17 protein-coding genes and 1 pseudogene are annotated in these 16,752 nt (G+C 51.7%); 10 read left to right on the forward strand and 8 right to left on the reverse strand.

Annotation, left to right across the window (positions count from 1 at the left end):
* Positions 1-284 precede the first annotated feature (284 nt).
* Together ABC395_RS12800 and ABC395_RS12805 are read left to right on the forward strand one after the other, a co-directional pair.
* On the forward strand, positions 285-1,010 hold the full coding sequence (locus ABC395_RS12800; RefSeq protein WP_413003548.1) for a YceI family protein: 726 nt from the start codon (positions 285-287) through the stop codon (positions 1,008-1,010).
* 67 nt (positions 1,011-1,077) lie between these two features.
* Positions 1,078-1,896 carry a class I SAM-dependent methyltransferase gene (locus tag ABC395_RS12805; RefSeq protein ID WP_413003549.1) on the forward strand — a complete coding sequence of 273 codons (819 nt, stop codon included), beginning with the start codon at positions 1,078-1,080 and terminating at the stop codon, positions 1,894-1,896.
* A 114-nt stretch (positions 1,897-2,010) separates the two neighbouring features.
* Here the strand turns inward: ABC395_RS12805 and ABC395_RS12810 are convergent, their stop codons facing one another.
* Together ABC395_RS12810 and xerS are read right to left on the reverse strand one after the other, a co-directional pair.
* A complete protein-coding gene (locus ABC395_RS12810) occupies positions 2,011-2,565 on the reverse strand; it encodes a GNAT family N-acetyltransferase (protein WP_413003551.1) in 555 nt (184 codons plus the stop codon).
* 140 nt (positions 2,566-2,705) lie between these two features.
* Positions 2,706-3,789, reverse strand: a pseudogene (gene xerS / locus ABC395_RS12815) (tyrosine recombinase XerS).
* A gap of 402 nt (positions 3,790-4,191) precedes the next feature.
* Between xerS and ABC395_RS12820 the strand changes: the two are divergent.
* Both ABC395_RS12820 and ABC395_RS12825 read left to right on the forward strand, forming a co-directional pair.
* Entirely contained in the window at positions 4,192-4,872 is a 681-nt protein-coding gene (locus tag ABC395_RS12820) for a DUF421 domain-containing protein (RefSeq protein ID WP_413003553.1), read from the forward strand.
* A 17-nt stretch (positions 4,873-4,889) separates the two neighbouring features.
* The gene (locus tag ABC395_RS12825) at positions 4,890-5,402 is read left to right on the forward strand and encodes a DNA-deoxyinosine glycosylase (RefSeq protein ID WP_413003555.1); all 513 of its coding nucleotides are present in this window, start codon (positions 4,890-4,892) and stop codon (positions 5,400-5,402) included.
* A 519-nt stretch (positions 5,403-5,921) separates the two neighbouring features.
* Here ABC395_RS12825 and ABC395_RS12830 read toward each other — a convergent pair.
* Positions 5,922-7,085 carry an iron-containing alcohol dehydrogenase gene (locus tag ABC395_RS12830; protein WP_413003557.1) on the reverse strand — a complete coding sequence of 388 codons (1,164 nt, stop codon included), beginning with the start codon at positions 7,083-7,085 and terminating at the stop codon, positions 5,922-5,924.
* A 105-nt stretch (positions 7,086-7,190) separates the two neighbouring features.
* Positions 7,191-7,607 (reverse strand): organic hydroperoxide resistance protein, encoded by a 417-nt coding sequence (locus tag ABC395_RS12835; RefSeq protein WP_413003559.1) that lies wholly within the window; start codon positions 7,605-7,607, stop codon positions 7,191-7,193.
* Positions 7,608-7,879: 272 nt separating this feature from the next.
* Between ABC395_RS12835 and ABC395_RS12840 the strand changes: the two genes are divergently transcribed.
* The gene (locus ABC395_RS12840) at positions 7,880-8,386 is read left to right on the forward strand and encodes a GyrI-like domain-containing protein (protein WP_413003560.1); all 507 of its coding nucleotides are present in this window, start codon (positions 7,880-7,882) and stop codon (positions 8,384-8,386) included.
* A 3-nt stretch (positions 8,387-8,389) separates the two neighbouring features.
* Here the strand turns inward: ABC395_RS12840 and ABC395_RS12845 are convergent, their stop codons facing one another.
* From ABC395_RS12845 to ABC395_RS12855, 3 genes are read right to left on the reverse strand one after another with little or no spacing between them, the layout of a single operon-like run.
* Positions 8,390-9,919 (reverse strand): PH domain-containing protein, encoded by a 1,530-nt coding sequence (locus ABC395_RS12845; RefSeq protein WP_413003562.1) that lies wholly within the window; start codon positions 9,917-9,919, stop codon positions 8,390-8,392.
* The gene (locus tag ABC395_RS12850) at positions 9,909-10,154 is read right to left on the reverse strand and encodes a PH domain-containing protein (protein ID WP_413003564.1); all 246 of its coding nucleotides are present in this window, start codon (positions 10,152-10,154) and stop codon (positions 9,909-9,911) included. Before ABC395_RS12850 ends, ABC395_RS12845 begins: the two co-directional genes overlap by 11 nt.
* Positions 10,155-10,388, reverse strand: a complete 234-nt coding sequence (locus tag ABC395_RS12855) for a hypothetical protein (protein ID WP_413003566.1) — start codon at positions 10,386-10,388, stop codon at positions 10,155-10,157. It lies immediately after the preceding gene.
* 257 nt (positions 10,389-10,645) lie between these two features.
* On the opposite strand from ABC395_RS12855, the gene ABC395_RS12860 reads away from it, so the two are divergent.
* From ABC395_RS12860 to ABC395_RS12870, 3 genes are all read left to right on the forward strand, one after another.
* Positions 10,646-11,971 carry a Stk1 family PASTA domain-containing Ser/Thr kinase gene (locus tag ABC395_RS12860; protein WP_413003568.1) on the forward strand — a complete coding sequence of 442 codons (1,326 nt, stop codon included), beginning with the start codon at positions 10,646-10,648 and terminating at the stop codon, positions 11,969-11,971.
* A 185-nt stretch (positions 11,972-12,156) separates the two neighbouring features.
* On the forward strand, positions 12,157-12,714 hold the full coding sequence (locus tag ABC395_RS12865) for a hypothetical protein (protein ID WP_413003569.1): 558 nt from the start codon (positions 12,157-12,159) through the stop codon (positions 12,712-12,714).
* Positions 12,715-13,070: 356 nt separating this feature from the next.
* Complete coding sequence (locus tag ABC395_RS12870; protein WP_413003570.1) at positions 13,071-13,703, forward strand: type 1 glutamine amidotransferase family protein; 633 nt, start codon at positions 13,071-13,073, stop codon at positions 13,701-13,703.
* Positions 13,704-13,784: 81 nt separating this feature from the next.
* On the opposite strand, the gene ABC395_RS12875 is transcribed toward ABC395_RS12870, so the two are convergent.
* The gene (locus ABC395_RS12875; protein WP_413003571.1) at positions 13,785-13,970 is read right to left on the reverse strand and encodes a hypothetical protein; all 186 of its coding nucleotides are present in this window, start codon (positions 13,968-13,970) and stop codon (positions 13,785-13,787) included.
* Between the two features lie 213 nt (positions 13,971-14,183).
* On the opposite strand from ABC395_RS12875, the gene cls reads away from it, so the two are divergent.
* Positions 14,184-15,629 carry a cardiolipin synthase gene (cls, locus tag ABC395_RS12880; RefSeq protein WP_413003573.1) on the forward strand — a complete coding sequence of 482 codons (1,446 nt, stop codon included), beginning with the start codon at positions 14,184-14,186 and terminating at the stop codon, positions 15,627-15,629.
* A 221-nt stretch (positions 15,630-15,850) separates the two neighbouring features.
* Positions 15,851-16,567, forward strand: a complete 717-nt coding sequence (locus ABC395_RS12885) for a YebC/PmpR family DNA-binding transcriptional regulator (protein ID WP_009673580.1) — start codon at positions 15,851-15,853, stop codon at positions 16,565-16,567.
* Positions 16,568-16,752 lie beyond the last annotated feature (185 nt).

Genomic DNA, 16,752 nt, shown 5'->3' on the forward strand with positions numbered 1-16,752 from the left:
ACACCTTCTTTGGAGGAGTGATTGTTCCATTATTGTACTCGATTCCTGGCGGATGTAAAAATTGACTTAAAATTTGAATAATTCCGTATACCCAGAAAAATTGGGAAAGGAATATGAATATTTATGACGAATTAGTTATCTAGGACAAATTTCCTATAAAGGCGGCTTTTAGGAAGTAAACTGAAAGCGTTTGTAAGATAATTATTTTTTTACATAATATATGTTATGTAGTCATTAACTCATAAAGTCATCCGGTTAAACCAAAAAGGGGGCATTGCTTACGAATGAATCGGAGTCGCTATTGGTGGTTCGGTACGCTTGGGGCTGTTCTGATTTTGGGGAGTTTGACGGGATACATCGCAATAGCCAGGGAACCTTTATGGACACAGGAGAAGGAAATACAAAAAGGAGACGAGCTGGGTCCGCTCCAACTCGGCAAAACATGGATAGTAACCGCGGGGTCATCGGCGACCGTATCGGTCCTATCTCCGCATGAATCACTGGATATTACGTTTCCCAGGCTTTCGGGACTGTTAAAAATCACTCCGCAAGATACGGACCACTTAACGGGCACGGTTGCCGCGGACATGTCCTCTCTTTATTCGGAAGATCCGGCGTGGAACGCGAAGCTGCGGGATTGGTACTTCTTTAATGTGAAAGCCTACCCGGAGGCCTCCTTTCGGATCGTGAAGGTGGGAGGTTTTGAAAAGCCGTTCCTTGAAGGAATCCCTCATCCGTTGACGATCGAAGGCGAATTGACCGTACGGAATATGACCCAACCGGTCCAGTTCAAAGGGAATATCGAGCATAACGGCAGCCGGATGGAGTTAAAAGCCAGGTGCACCGGCCTAGAAACGAAAAATTTCGGGATTCCCGAGCTTCTCGAACCGATGTATACGGGAAAAAACATGGCGATGCTTGAAGTAACGCTTATTCTGGAGCCTGAAGACGCGGATACGTATAAACACAGGCAAGCCGATTCGCACAATTTCCGGGAGATTGGCGCTTGACCCACGCGAAACATCCTCTCCATCCATACGGTAATAGTATCAGGTAAAGGGATAGGGAGCGATGGGTATGAAAATCGATTTGGGATGCGGCCTGCGCAAACATCCCGGTTATATCGGCATCGACAAAGAGCCGCTCCCCGGTGTTGATCTCCAGTGCGATTTTAATGAGGGTATCCCGCTTGGTAACGATACGGTTGATTTCGTCATGGCCAGCCGCTCGCTGGAATATGTGCCTGATCTGATGAACGTAATGAAAGAGATCTACCGGGTTTGCCGGCACAAAGCGGTCGTCTGTCTGCTCGCTCCGTACGCGCATACGTCTTATCATGCGGTAAACCCCAACTTCCGTTCCTGGTTCGACGAACAGCTTCCCCGTTTTTTTACGAACGAATTGTATGTCTATGATCCTTTGCGTGAAAACACCTATATGACGGACGTGCCCGCCGGATGGGATAAAGATTCCAGGTCCGAGATCGACTTAAGGCTGCTGCGCTGCGAGTTTTTTTACCTGCCGCAGTATTTGTCTCCCATTTATGACGATGAAGACCGGCGTATGCTGCGTCAATCCACGCTCAATGTGGTAGACGAAATTTTGTATTACTTCGTGGCCGTTAAAGAGCCGATTTCCGAGCAGGAGCTGGAAGAGCTGGCACAGGGAACTTACGAAGAGCCGATCCTCCTGACGGAGCGGAGAAGGGAAGAGGCCGCCCGGGCGGAAAGCCGGCAGCCGCTTGAAAGCACGTTCCGGCATGAGCCAGGCTCTGTTCTTCCCCAGCGGGATCCGCTACCGGCACCCCGCAAACGGAGAAAAGAGACCAAGAAGCCGCCGCTAAAAAAGAAAACGGATACCCGCAAACCGGCGAAAACTTTGCGAAAAAAGAAATAGCCTGCCATCTATACCGGTCGAGCGGCAAGGGCATTTAAAAAGACAGTTCAGGAGAGCTTGCGCAAGCTCCGCACGAACTGTCTTTTGTGTGGTTAGAGTCATTTATGCCGGACGTTAAGGCCGCGGCCGCTCGTCATCTTCGAGGATGGCGAACATGACATGATCCTGCCAGACTCCGTTGATTTTCACGTTTTTACGGGCGAGGCCTTCCCGCTGAAAACCCGCCTTTTCCAGCACCCGGATGGAGCCGATGTTGTGCGGCATAACGCCCGCTTCCACGCGGTGGAACCCGGCCTCGGCAAAAGCGAATTCCAGGGCGAGGCGCGCCGCATGGGACATAATTCCTTTGCCCTGGTAGGCGTGGTCCAGACAATAACCCATCATGCATTTGTGCGCAGGTTCGCGAGCGGCGTGAAACAAGGACATTTCGCCGATGAGCTCATCGTTTTCTTTAAAAAATATCCCGAAATTGTAGCTTTTGTCCGTTAACCGGTCCTCGGTCCATACCCGTATGCGTGCCGCCTGTTCTTCAAGCGTATAAAACGAGTCGGGCCGTGTAATCGTAAAGGGCTCGAAATAGGCCTGGTTCCTCTGCATAAGATCGAGTAGAGCGGGAGCGTCATCAGGGGTCAAATAACGAAAATAAATACGGTCGGTCGTCATAGTCATCTTAGTCACGGCATCCTTTGCGTCAAAGTTGAGTGAGAGAAGAGAAAGGAATAGAACAAATCCAGCAGAAAACAAGAATCATTTATGAGGTTAACTAATTTTAATTAATGACATTAAACATATACGGCATTAATGGAATTTTAATCTTCTTTTCGCTTGTCGATCGCTTCTTCCATCGTTTTATCGGTCAAGTGGGCATAAATCTGAGTCGTATCGGAAGAGGCATGTCCAAGCTGTTCTTGCGTTTTATATAAGTCATTTTGCAAATAATAGTCGGTTGCGAACGAATGTCTCAGCTTATGTACACTCAGAAACGGCTTGCCGAAGCGCTTCGCATATTTGATTACCATTTCCTGAATGGCCCGCTTGGACATCAGCTGTCCTTCCTTTTTGCCGTTCGGTATCGTAAGAAAAAGCGCCTTTTCCTTCTTCGGGGGATGATACCGGGTTTCTCTGAGTCTGCAGATAGCAGGTTAAATCGTCCACGGCCTCCTGCCGAAAAAACACCCTTGTTTTAAAGGAACCGTCATTGTTACCTTTACGGTACACGTACACGGTTCTTTTTTTCATATCAAGATCGTCCAGCGTTAAGTTGACGACTTCCGAGACACGCAGCCCCGAATGAAGAATAAGGCTTACGATACAGGCATCACGGATTTTGTTCAGCTCGTACGCATACAAAGCCTGCTTATTGTTCGCAATGTCCTGTTCGTATCCGCTGCGGATATAGTCGATAAATTCGAAAATCTCATCTTCCTGAAGGAGTTTTCCTTCCAGTTTTCCCGCCAAATCTTTGGCCTTGTTCGTCCGCTTGATTTCAATCTTGGCCATCACATTCCGTTTGAGCAGCGGATAATAATTTTCATCCTCGGCAATCTGGCTTAAATAATGAAACAGGGAACGCAGAGAAGAAATTTTGCGGTTGATCGTGATCTTCGTGTTGGCTTGATCCTTCTTCGTCGCCAGATAAGCGCGGTAATGATCGACGCTTTCCATATGAAGTTTTTCCAGATCCTCCAGCGGGATGTCCGCCAGTCTTTCCGCACTGCTGAGTCCCTCGGCCAGGAGCCAGGAAAAAAACGTTTCGTAATCCCGTACATATTCAAGCAGGGTAGAAGGGGAGAGGTCCGGAAGCTTATGATGGATAAACTTATCTACATACCAGGGCATAGAAGGAATCCTTTTATCGAGTTCTTCACGATCTTTTTGCTTTTGAATATTCATCGGGTGCACCTCAATACTTTTCTTAATCGAACGAGCCGGAAAACCGTATTTGAGCAAATTTGCTGATAGGAACAAAATAGGTCTATCATACGGAAACAGAACTAAACAGAAGCCGGAAGTGCCGCAAAAACAAAGCTCGATCTAAAACCGGGTGTTAGGCGGTATGGTATCAATCGGGAAGAGAGCGGGATTTTAGTTTACATAATATTTATTATGTATCTATATTGATTGTTATGTTTGAGTCGTAGTCCCCTGTTGTCCTTCTACTAGTATAAACCATGCCCGGCTGGCGCGGAATTCCTGTTTGCAAAGAGTCTTTTCGGGTTATTGAGTACTAACTGAACGGCATGACAGCTGTTTTCAGGTTACCGACATTACTCGACCGGAAAGCGGGTGTTCAGCATGGATTTTATGTACATCGGAATTAAACTGATAACCGGATTCATCGGCCTTTGGGGCATGACCCGGCTGCTCGGCAAGAAAGAGATTTCCCAGCTCACCCCGTTCGATTTTGTCTCGGCTCTTATGCTGAGTGAACTTGTGGGGAACACGGTGTATGATAAAGAGGTCAAATATCTTGAGCTGTTGTTTGCGCTCGCTTTCTGGACCGTGCTTTCTCTGACGTTTGAAAAAATCACGCAAAAATATAAAAAACTGCGCCGCGCGTTCGAAGGCAGTCCGGCTGTCGTCATTGAAAAAGGGAAGCTGAACGTAAAGGCGATGAGATCGAACAGTCTCGATCTGGAGCAGCTTCTTATGCTGCTTAGGGAACAGGGGATTTTTTCCCTACAAGAAGTCGCCTATGGTATTTTCGAAAACAACGGTTCGCTCAGCGTGTTGAAGAAGTCACCGTACGACACGGTTGTCCGCGGAGACTTGAACCTGCCGGAAGAATCCGTGGAGCTTCCGGTTCCTCTAATTGAAGAAGGAGAAATCAAACCCCAAGAGCTGAAGCGCATCGGCCGGGACGAAGAATGGCTGAAGGGGCAGATCGAGGAGTCGGGTTTTAAGCAGATCAAAGAAATTTTCTATGCGGAATGGCATCGCGAACACGGCTTTTACGCTTCGGGATGGGGAAAATAAGAACAGGAGAGGGACTTATGTTATGTAAAGGATTCGAGCCCGTCATCGCTCCGGACAGCAGCGTGCTGATCTTGGGTTCCATGCCGGGAGAGCTTTCGCTGGAGAGACAGGAATATTACGGAAATCCGCGCAACGATTTCTGGAGGCTGCTGGCTTCGCTGCATGGTGAAGACGAGGTGCCGGGTACCTATGAAGAGCGTCTGAAGTTCGCCCTCGACCGCAAGATCGCTTTGTGGGATGTGCTGTCGTCCTGTGAACGTGAGGGGAGTCTGGACGCCAACATCCGGGAGCCGGACGTGAACGATTTTGACGCGTTGTTCGCGGAGTATCCGAACCTGCGTACCGTCATGTTTAACGGCGCGGCTTCGGAGAAACTGTTCCGCAAGCACGCCGCCCACTTGACCGACGATAGCCGGCTGAGCTTTATCCGGCTGCCGTCATCGAGTCCGGCCAACGCGATGGGCTGGGAGCGTAAGCTTGCCGCCTGGCGCGAAGCCTGGCAGGAAGTACCCGGCCGCCTGGACGCATAGACGCCGCGTTGCCCTGCCGGTTCGGCCAGCGGCAAGCCCGGCCTTCCGCCGGCGGCGATCGCTGCACGCAAGCGCTGCCCCGGCCCACTGCCGTGGGCGCTACACGCAGGCGCTGCCGAGGGCACTGCACGCAGGCACTGCCCCGGCCCACTGCCGTGGGCGCTGCATGCAGGCGCTGCCCCGGCCCGATGCCGAGGGCGCTGCATGCAGGCGCTGCCCCGGCCCGATGCCGAGGGCGCTGCGCGCAAGCCTGCCACGGCTTCAGCAAGCTCACCGCCTGCCGCGCGGCTGCCGGTATGCAGCGCCAAAAATCAGGCGGCGCCGCAGGTAGCGACAGCGGCTTCGCGCCGGGCACATCCCGCCGGGCCGGGCAATCCTGACGGCGCAAAGAAGCCCCGCTTCACTGACAACTGTCAATGAAGCGGGGCTTCTTCTATGCCGGCAGGGGGCTTGGCCCTGCGTGCGCGCAGCCGCCTGGTGGCGGCTCTGCCGGGATGGTCCGTACCGCTGCCGCAGCGGTTACAGCGACGCCCGGTAAATGGCCGTCACATCTTCGCGGTCCAGGCGCTTGAAGTAGCCGAACGGACCGTATACCATCGCCCGGTCGACCATAACTTCCAGCTTGCTGTCGTCGATGCCGTAATCCGCCAGACGGTTTGGCGCGCCGATGGAATTCCAGAAGCCGCGCAATGCTTCGATACCTTCGAGCGCGACGTCGCGGTCGGATTTGCCGTCTGCCGAAATGCCGAATACACGGACCGCGAACTGCTTGAACCGTCCGACATTCTCGTCCAGAACGTGAGTCATCCAATTCGGGAACAGAATGGCAAGACCCCCGCCGTGCGGAATATCGTAGACGGCGGAAACCGCATGCTCGATATTGTGGGTCGCCCAGTCTCCCTGTACGCCCATGGCGAGCAGGCCGTTCAAAGCCATCGTGCCGCTGTAGAGAATGGTTTCCCGGTATTCATAATTCCCGAGATCGTCAACAAGCTTCGGGGCCGTTTCGATTACGGACTTCAAGATGGTCTCGCAAAAACCGTCCTGGACCGGCGTGTTTGGCGTATGATGGAAATACTGCTCGAATACGTGCGACATAATATCCACCATGCCGTACACCGTCTGATCCTTCGGTACGGTTGCCGTGAAGACCGGATCGAGAATAGAAAATTTCGGGAAAACGAGCGGGGACCCCCAGCCGTATTTCTCCTGGGTTTCCCAATTGGTGATAACGGAACCGGAGTTCATTTCCGAACCGGTCGCCGCCAGCGTAAGGACGGTTCCGAACGGCAGGGCATCCGCAGGGGTAGCTTTGCGCGTCATGAAATCCCATACGTCGCCGTCGTATTTGGCCCCTGCCGCGATCGCTTTCGTGCAGTCGATGACGCTGCCGCCGCCTACGGCGAGGATGACGTCGATGTTTTCCTGCTTGCACAAATCCGCGCCTCGCTTTACCGTGCTTACACGGGGATTTGGCTCTACGCCGGCCAATTCGAAAATTTCGGCGCCGGCACCCTTAAGCAGGGAAACGACCCCATCGTAAAGCCCGCTGCGTTTGATGCTGCCTCCGCCGTATACGAGGAGAACTTTTTTGCCGTATGCGGTAAGCTCTTTAGGCAGCTGCTCCAGCTGTCCTTTGCCGAAAATGAGTTTGGTCGGATTATGGAAAGTAAAGTTTTTCATAGTGGGATCTCCTTCTACCGGGAAGATGGACGGACATACCGTCTCTTCTATTGTAGCCTATGAGCGGAGCCGCAATCCACTTTATCCAGGTAGGGATTGGAAGATTTAAACCGCTTGGAGCTCGACGTCTATATTACCGCGTGTCGCACGAGAGTAAGGGCAAACCTGGTGCGCTTCTTCCAGCAGCTCTTCCACTTGGGCCTTATCCGTTCCGGGTACGGAAAGCTGGAGTTTAGCCGCCAATTGCAGGCTTCCATCCTCGTTTTTACCGATCGAAACATCTGCCGTCAGCTTCGCGTTTTCCGTGGAGATGCCTTTTTTCTTGGCGACCAGCTCAACCGCACTCAAAAAACAAGCCGAATAACCGAAAGCGAACAATTGTTCGGGATTCGTTCCTTCGCCACCGTCGCCGCCCATTTCCTTGGGCATGCTGAGCTGTAAATCCAGTTTGCCGTCCGGGGTAGCCACCCGTCCTTTGCGTCCACCTTGAGCCGTTGCGGAAGTCGTGTACATGGTTTTCATGATCGTTTATCTCCTTTCGAATATGAGGAATGTCAGCCAAATCAAGGATTTGTCCGCTTCTTCTCCTTAAAGCAACTGAAGCGGGATGAAACGAAAAGCGGCGAAAGGGAAATATTGGATGACGGCGAAATTAATTAAAAAGCGAAGAAGAATGAATGTTCAGAAGGCAAAATGCGAATTTTACGGGTCGGGGAACAAATGTTCTATTCCGGGTGAGCGCGGGTACCAAAACGGTGAAAACAATAGCAACTCATGAAAGGGAGGGTTTGAACATGAAGGTATCCATAAGAAGAATTCCTGCATTTAGAGCGGTGGTATGTAAGGCGGAGGGGCGTTTTGAAGAGTTGGGTCAAAAAGTTCGGGAGGCCTGGCGGACAGTCGGAAGCCATCACGCCGAATATGCGCGTGAAGGAGAGGAAGCCGGATATGTCTTTATCCCCCAATGGGGAGATCCGTCTCCCTCCGTCCACCGTCTGAAAGTCGGCGTGCGTCTTCCGGCCGGCGCGGGAATTGCCGGCAACGGAGAGCTTGAGCTTCTTGCCGTTCCGGAAAGAACCTACGCGGTCGTTACTTGCCGGGGCAGCCGGGAGGAAATGAGGAACATATACGGTCTGCTGGAGGAGTGGATCGGCAGCAGCGGTTATGAGCCCGATAACGAAGAAGGGGTTTACTCTTTTGAAGTAAACCCCTTGAATCCACTCAATCCGTTCGATATTCCGGCGGATGTGATCGACGCTTTTCATTTCGATATTTACCGGGCTGTCCGGCGCCGGTACTGAGCTTTAGTCCTTGGCATGCCTGCAATCTGTGCTTCTGCTGTACCAGGACCATACCCGTTGAACATCCCGTTCTTCGATGAAGGAGACTTCGCAGGCGGCAGCGGCCGTGTCTCCCATAACCGATACGGACAAGCTCAGGAGATGCTTGCGGCGCTGCGTGGAAGTGCCTTTCAGGCGCAGGCTCAAAATTTGAGGGCGCCGTACGAGCCAGGTCGATCTCGCGACCATCCGGCTGCGGACGGTAAGCTGGTTTTCACGGAGAGTCATCCCTGAGCTTCGGAAGCGGGAGTAGGACCAGATGAAATCGAGCAGAAGCAGCAGCAGTCCCCAGAGGGCGACTGTCCCCCAGACATAGACGGCAGCCGCCGCAAGTAAGCCCACAAGGGCACCGTCGGTGCGGCTGTAATACAGCAGCGCTCTTGCCGGAGGCCGGTTCTCGATTTCCGGCAGGCTGAAACGTGGGAGCAGAATCGGCAGCAGTTCCGGAATACGCTTGGCGGCTACGAGCGGCATAAGCATGATTTTTTCTTCTTTGGAAGAAGAGACGACCCGCAGCTCGATTTGAGCCCGCCCGATAAGCTGCCGCACCAGCCCTTCTTTAATAAGCACCGCCTGTACGCGCGCTTCCTGGAAGGTATACTTCTTTTTTTCCAGCAGCCCGTAAGAAACGGTGAGTGTCCCGGCTTGTGCCCGGACGCTGAATCCCGCATATTTGAGCAGATACAAAAACCCTGCCAGCAGCCATGCCGCCGCCAGACCTCCCAGGCCGAGCAGGACGTAGACCAGCCAGCCGCCGTTCAGCTCATTGCGAGCGTTCCATAACCGCTCGTATACATTGCCGGGGAGCAAGTCGTCGGCAAGAGACAAAACACCGGCCACGAAGGCCGCGATCAGCCCGATGTTCAGCGTGGAGAAAGCGGCGAGTATCAATGTCCCGGCCGATGCCCGGTAAGCATACACGCCCTCTGCTTTCGCCGATGCGTGGAGCGGATGCGTGTCGTCGTTCCCGGCAGATCCCGCAGGTTGTGCGGCCGCTTTCTCCGTGCCTTCGGTCCCATCGCCGTTTTCTGAGGCAAGGGGAGCATAACCCGAGGAGGAGAGGAAAGCGTTAATCTCCCGGATAATCGATGCCGCTTCTTGAGACGATACGGCCGGCAACACGCCGTCGGACTCGCCTTTACCGCCGGGCATTTCGAGCTTGAGCTGTACAACGCCGAGCAGGCGCTGGACCAAAGGCTGCTCCGTGTTCATCGAATGAATTTTAGGATAATACAACATTTTTTCCTCGCGAAAAATAAGGCCTTTCTGAATAACGAGACGGTCTTTCTCCAGCCGGTAGCGAAACGTACGCCAGCCGACCGCACCAAACCCCGCAAACATTGCGCAGACGCCCAGCAGGATCAGAAAAGGCGCCCATCTCCATTCTCCTTCCCGAGCGGATATTAGCACCAGCACCGGAATCAGGGTTTGAAGACCCTTTAAGACGGGGAAAAGAATATAAGACTTATGTAATTTGCGCGGCTCATTCATCATGGTCCACCGCCCTTGCGAGCACGCCAAGCCGGTGTTTTAACGCTTCCGCATCGTCCTCGCTGAGGCCCCTGATCCGGTGGGTCGTGGCGGCCGTCACGATTTTCAGTTCGGCGATCCCGTACTGTCTCTGAAGCGGCCCGCGCTCAATCTCGACATGCTGGACACGTACCACCGGCACCAGAGTATTCGTAATCCAGATCCAGCCGCTGCGGATTTCCAGTTCTTCTTCGGTCACTTAGAACGCATAGAGCCGGTATCTCGCCTGCGGAATCACGAAAGTGAACCATACAAGCGACACGGCGATAGCGGCTGCCGCAATCCAGCCGGGCAGCATGGGCCAGTCACGGCTGTGCGCCGCCGCCAGATAAGCAAGCGAAGCCAGCAGCAAAATGCCGTTGGTCAGCAGCGAACTGATCACAGATACGGTCACAAATCGCCGGTCCAGACGGCGGGTCAGCGGTCTGTTCATTTCTCATCACCCTTTCCTTTACGGTTCTCTCTGTCTAGTTTCCAGCCTTTTCCGGAAAGGCCTTCCCCCATTATAAAACATTTTTTCAAAACTGGAAGAAGCGGGAAGGATTTTTGCTATTTTCTCCGTTTTCCTTCATAATGACACGAGAGACGCTTGTTTTCGCGCTCAAAACATGAATAAGCTCCGAATGGTATACTATAGAAAGAGAACGATTGGATATCGTAGAGGATCGCACGGACGGGAGGACTGTTAAAATGGAACAGCGCATTGGAGAGCGGTACGTATTGACCGAACCGGTTCATCCTTTGGCGGATGGCGTCATGTATGCAGGGAAAGACCTGTCTTTGCACCGGGATGTATTTCTGCTCATGGTAGAAAAATCAGGGGACGCTTCATCATCCGATTACTTGCGTGTGCTCGGTCAGGCCGCACAGTTTTCGGACGAACGTTTTTTTCATATTCTAAACGCGGGGCTTGCCGAAAATCATGTATACACGGTATTGACCGCACAGAGAGGAACACCGCTTCCCGCACAGCTGGGACGCCACCGCATGCGGGGCACGGAAATCGTCTCCGCTATTTTCGATTTGGGCAAAGGCATGCAGGAAGCGATGGAAGAGGGAATCTCCGGCTTCTCGGTTACGGCCGAAAATATGTGGCTGACGGAGGATAACCGCCTGAAGGTGATGAATTACTGGTCACCCGGCAAACTGGTTTCGCGCGGCTCGCTCGGTTTGTGTACGCTGCTCTACCAGATCAGCACACACTCGAAACAAGGTCCGGCAACGTTTGACCAGTACCAGGAGAATGTAGTGCCGAACTTGACCGGCCTGACGAATGCACAGAAAGAAGCGCTGCTTGCTTTGTCGCGGCGTGTTTTCCGTGAAGAAGTTTCGCTGTCTTCTTTTATATTCAGCCTGCGGGAAATTATCGCTCTGGAGAAAACGGCGGAGGCTCCGCCTAAAGCGTTCATACCGCCGGCCGCTCCGGTAGAACCTGTGCGGGAACCTGTGCGGGAGCCGATACGGGAATCCGCGCCGCCGCGTATCCAGTACCGGCAGGAAGAAGAGCCTGCGCCCGAACGGGTGCGGCGGACGGAGAAACCTCCAAGGGCGAAGCAGCCGGAAGCGGAGGAAGCCGATACCCGGGAGAAGATGCCGCTCAGACGGACCATCTGGACCTTGGGAACCGCGGCCGTAGTCCTGCTCGGCATCGCCGTATTCATGTATATGCTGCTGCCGGGAGGACCCAACAAAGGTTCCGGCGGCGGCGGTACGGCAAGTAACACGGCGACTTCCACTCCCGCGCCTACACCGACGCCGACGGTTAACACGGCGACTCCGGAGCCGACACCGACGCCTACTCCGTCACCGGATGCGGTGCCGGGTCAGATTCCGAATCTGATCGGAATGACCCAGGAGGAAGCGGAACAGGCGGTGAAAGCGGCGGGCATGCGGTATTCGTTCTTCATCGAACCGAACCCCGCCGAGAACGGCAAAGTGTTCAGGCAGGAGCCCGCGCCTAACCAGCCGGCAAACAAAGGCGACCGCGTTACGTTTTATATCAGTAAAGGACAGTAACCGGCAGCTCCAGAATTAGTAAAAGAGCCTGCACCTTCGGGTGGAACGGCTCTTTTTTTCGCGGATTTCGCGGATTCTCTGCAAATTTATCCCTCCACAAGACATTTGATAACCTAGCTGAAAGACTGGAAATCGTTTACCATAATTCAGGGGGACCGAATCGTTAAGAAGGAGGACGGGGGCGAGTGGAGAAAGAGTGGTCGATATGGGGCAACGAGCGTTATTTGTTTGATCTGCTTATGCATTCGGAAGGCTCATCCATTAAGATGCTGGAAATCATCCTCCAGGAAGAACTGAGAGAGGAAGTCGTCGAACAGGTACTAATCCCGGCTAATAGCTTACATAAAAGGCCTCGCGCCGTCTTCGGACAAACAAGCCCGCTGCTGCGCAGAGTCAGTTCATATCGATACAGGGAAGAGACCATTCTTTATAAGGCGATTTATGCTCATCTTGAGAGCTTGCCGGAAGGCGCGCTTGACGGGATGAATCCTGAGGAAATTCATTTGGAGAAGCTGATCGGGAGCCTGGAAGCGAAGCGGGAGATCTTGTATGCCGGCTACGAGAACGACCGGAGCGCCGAGATTTATTTCCACCCGGTTAAGCTCAAGGCGGATCTTTTTCCCGTAAAAGAATATCAGCTTACATGCAGCGGTTCCGTTTGTTTTCTGGTTCATGAGCTGTTTGATGCGGAGCTGATTTTACGGCATTCGCGCAGGAAATTAAGAAAAGAGATTTTTATGTGAACGCACAGACCTCACCCTTGCTCTTGGCATGTCCAATATAAATCATAGACGGTAACAAGGTTTTGAAAGATTAGCGGCTTCCGGGATATTTCCGGGAGCTTTTTTGTGTTTTTTTAGTCATTCCTAGTCTAAGTGTTACAAGAGACGGTTCGGGTCGATGTCCGGGCTCAGGACGGCACGGAAGTGCTGGTTAAATTGCAGCAAAGCTTTTAGTAGAATCTGATAGTTGAAGCAAAAAGTTGCTGTATCAATGTCTCCGGTGCTTCTTCTTTCTTAGAAAAAAAATCTTCGCTGACCTTGGCTGTCAGGGAAGTGAGTTTATACTGGCCATATCAATTGTATTGGAGTGGTGTCAGATGGGGTCCCAAAAAGTTTATCTTTATGTGTTTAATACGATGTCAGACTGGGAATATGGATATTTAATAGCCGAACTAAACTCGGGAAGATATTTTAAAAGAGATTTAGCGCCTCTAAACGTAGTTACGGTAGGAATGGATAAAGAAAGAATTACCACGATGGGAGGGCTGGGCGTACTACCGGATCTTTCTGTTGATGAGTGCAGCTTGGAGAGTCAAGACGTTTTAGTTCTGCCTGGCGGGAATACTTGGGGAGAAGATATCCATGAGCCTATCATGAAAAAAACAGGCGAAGCTTTAAAGCTTGGGACTGTTGTCGCGGCAATTTGCGGTGCAACCGTGGGACTGGCCAATGCCGGCTACCTGGATTCCAGATCGCATACGAGCAATGACTTGGAATATCTTAAAATGGTCTGTCCTCAGTATAAAGGAGAAAAGTTGTATGAAGCGGGACCGGCAGTATCCGGTGATAATCTGATAACTGCATCGGGAGTAGCTCCTTTGGAATTCGCGATGGAAGTCTTGAAAAAATTAGACTTCTTTGCACCGGACACCCTGCATTCCTGGTATAACTTGAACAAGACTCATCAGCCTCAATACTTTTATGAGTTAATGCAATCGGTAAACAGATAAGCGAATAAAATAGGGCGCTTTGGGCGCGGCAGCAAAAAGAACAGGCGTAGCATGCGCCCGTTCTTTTTTTAGTTCATGGGGTTAATTATGGTAGCTGCCTGAAGGCGCGTTGAGCACCCATTCCAGCATAAGCGTCATATCTTCGAGTTTTTCCAGCTGCGCTTTCAGGAAATCGTTCTCCGGATCGCTGCTAAGGCGCTCCTGTACCGATTGTTTTTGTTTATTTAACTCCGTTAACTTTCTTTGGACTTGATCTTCTGTTCGCATGACGGATCGCACCCTTCTTCAACAATTGTGCATTTCGATATGTTATTTTAGCATGTTTACGGGAAGAAACGTCAAAAATCCTCCGAAAACGACAATTTATCCGAAAAGAAGCGGGATAAACTTTTCGATTTCATCCGAAATGATGTATGATCAGGAAAGGGACCGGCAACCAAAATATTCCCGGATCCCTTAGTTAAATGGAGGTACGCATCTTTGGACATCTTGATGAAGCTTTATTCTTTTGTTCCTCTATTGAACTTTCTGTTTGCTCTGGCTGTCGTGTTTATGGAGAAGAGGAACGCCAGCGTTACGTGGGCCTGGGTGATGGTTCTGATCTTTTTGCCGGGGATAGGATTTATCCTTTACTTGATCTTCGGTCAGAACATGAGCCGGCGCAAAATTTACAAGCTGAAGGAATTTAATCAGAAAGATATCGACAATCTGATCGAATCCCAGCGCAGAGGGTTCCGTGAAAGCCAGGTGAGATACAAGGATCCGGTTATGGCCGATTATCAGGATCTCATTTATATGAACTTGACCAGCAGTTCCGCGGTTTATACCCAGGACAACGAGGTCGAGATTTTTACGGACGGCAATGACAAATTCGCCTCTCTGCTTGCTTCGATTAAAGACGCACAGAGCCACATTCACCTGATGTACTATATCGTCAAAGACGACCGGCTCGGGCGCAGAATTATCGAGGCGCTTGCGGAGAAAGCAAAGGAAGGCGTCGAGGTCCGCTTTCTTTTCGACGATATCGGCAGCTCGTGGCTGCCCCGTCAGTTTTACAAGCCCTTGCTGGATGCTGGCGGGGAAGTGGCGATTTTCTTCCCATCCCGTATTCCGTACCTGAATTTCCGTGTCAATTACCGGAATCACCGGAAGCTTGCGATCATAGACGGCCAAACCGGATATATCGGCGGATTTAATATCGGCGACGAATATCTCGGCATCAACAAGCGGTTCGGCGACTGGCGCGATACGCATCTGAAGGTCACGGGCAGCGCCGTGCTGCAAATGCAGGCTCAGTTCTTTATGGACTGGAATCTGGCGTCCTCCCACTATCTGAAGGCGGTACCGCGCTACTATCCTTTGATCAAGCACCAGGGGGCGGTCGGTATCCAGATCGTGTCAAGCGGTCCCGATAATGAGCTGGAGCAAATCCGCAACGGTTACCTCAAAATGATTTATGCGGCCAAAGAGAGCATTTTTATTCAAACTCCGTATTTCGTGCCGGACGAGAGTCTTTTGACCGCTTTAAAAATGGCCGCGCTCTCCGGCGTGGATATCCGGATCATGATTCCGTCGATTCCCGATCACAAAATGGTTTACTGGGCCACCAAATCGTATCTGGGAGAACTGCTTGAGCTGGGCGTGAAAGGGTATCTGTACGAGAAAGGCTTTCTCCACGCAAAAACGATCGTCATCGACGGCAAAGTCGCTTCGGTCGGAACGGCCAATCTCGATATGCGCAGCTTTAAGCTGAATTTTGAAGTGAACGCTTTTCTGTTTGATACCCGGACGGCTACGCGGCAGCGGCTTATTTTCGAAGAGGACATGCTGTACTGCTCGCAGTTTACGCCCGATATGTACAAAGCCCGGTCTCTCCTGGACCGTATGAAGGAGTCGGTAGCCCGTCTGGTTTCTCCGATTCTTTAGCATAAGCGACAAAACCCGCGATAACGGCGGGTTTTTCTGTTTGTGAGGCGGTGGAGAAGCGGGTGGCAGACGATTTTGAACGGATTCGAACTTGTTCAAGAGGTCACATTAGATATATAATATACACGTTATAATAGAGGCAGCACGTATTAGGGCGGAAGTAGAGCTTCCAACGCTGCCATCCTCGGTAAATACTTTTCTGAAAGTGAGTGGGATCATCAATGGGCCGTAAATGGAACAATATAAAAGAGAAAAAAGCGTCGAAAGACGCAAGCACAAGCCGGATTTACGCGAAATTCGGCCGTGAGATTTACGTGGCGGCCAAGCAGGGCGAGCCTGATCCGGAATCCAACCGTGCTCTGAAAGTCGTTCTGGAGCGGGCAAAAACATACATGGTGCCGAAAGCGATTATCGACCGTGCGATCGAAAAGGCGAAAGGCGGAGGAGAAGAAAGCTATGACACCCTTCGTTACGAAGGTTTCGGGCCTAACGGTTCCATGGTCATTGTCGATGCGCTGACCAACAACGTAAACCGGACCGCGTCGGAAGTACGCTCCGCTTTCAACAAAAACGGAGGCAGCATGGGCGTCAGCGGATCGGTTACATACATGTTCGATCCCACGGCTGTTTTTGGTGTGCAGGGCAAGTCTTCCGAAGAAGTGCTGGAGCTGCTGATGGAAGCGGATTTGGATGTCCGCGACATTATCGAGGAAGAAGACACCGTCATCGTTTACGCGGAATCCGACCAGTTCCATGCGGTGCAAGAGGCTTTCAAAAACGCGGGAATCACCGAGTTTACCGTAGCGGAATTAACGATGCTCGCGCAAAACGATCTGGAGCTGCCGGAAGATGCGCAGGCTCAATTTGAAAAGTTGATCGATGTACTGGAAGATTTGGAAGATGTACAGCAGGTCTACCACAACGTAGACCTTGGATAATAGACAGGTAAAGATAATTAAACTTGGCCGCCTTCGGGCGGCTTTTTTGCATCTCGGCAGGAAGGTAAGAGAAATGCAATTTATTTAAGTTAACATAAAATATATTATGTTTATTAAAAGGAAATACAAAGGGTGCCTATTGACGGGGCGCCTTTTTTCTTGTATGGTTAATTACATGAGTAACT

The organism is Paenibacillus canaveralius, assembly GCF_047238265.1.
In the GTDB taxonomy this organism is placed as follows: Bacteria; Bacillota; Bacilli; order Paenibacillales; family NBRC-103111; genus Paenibacillus_F.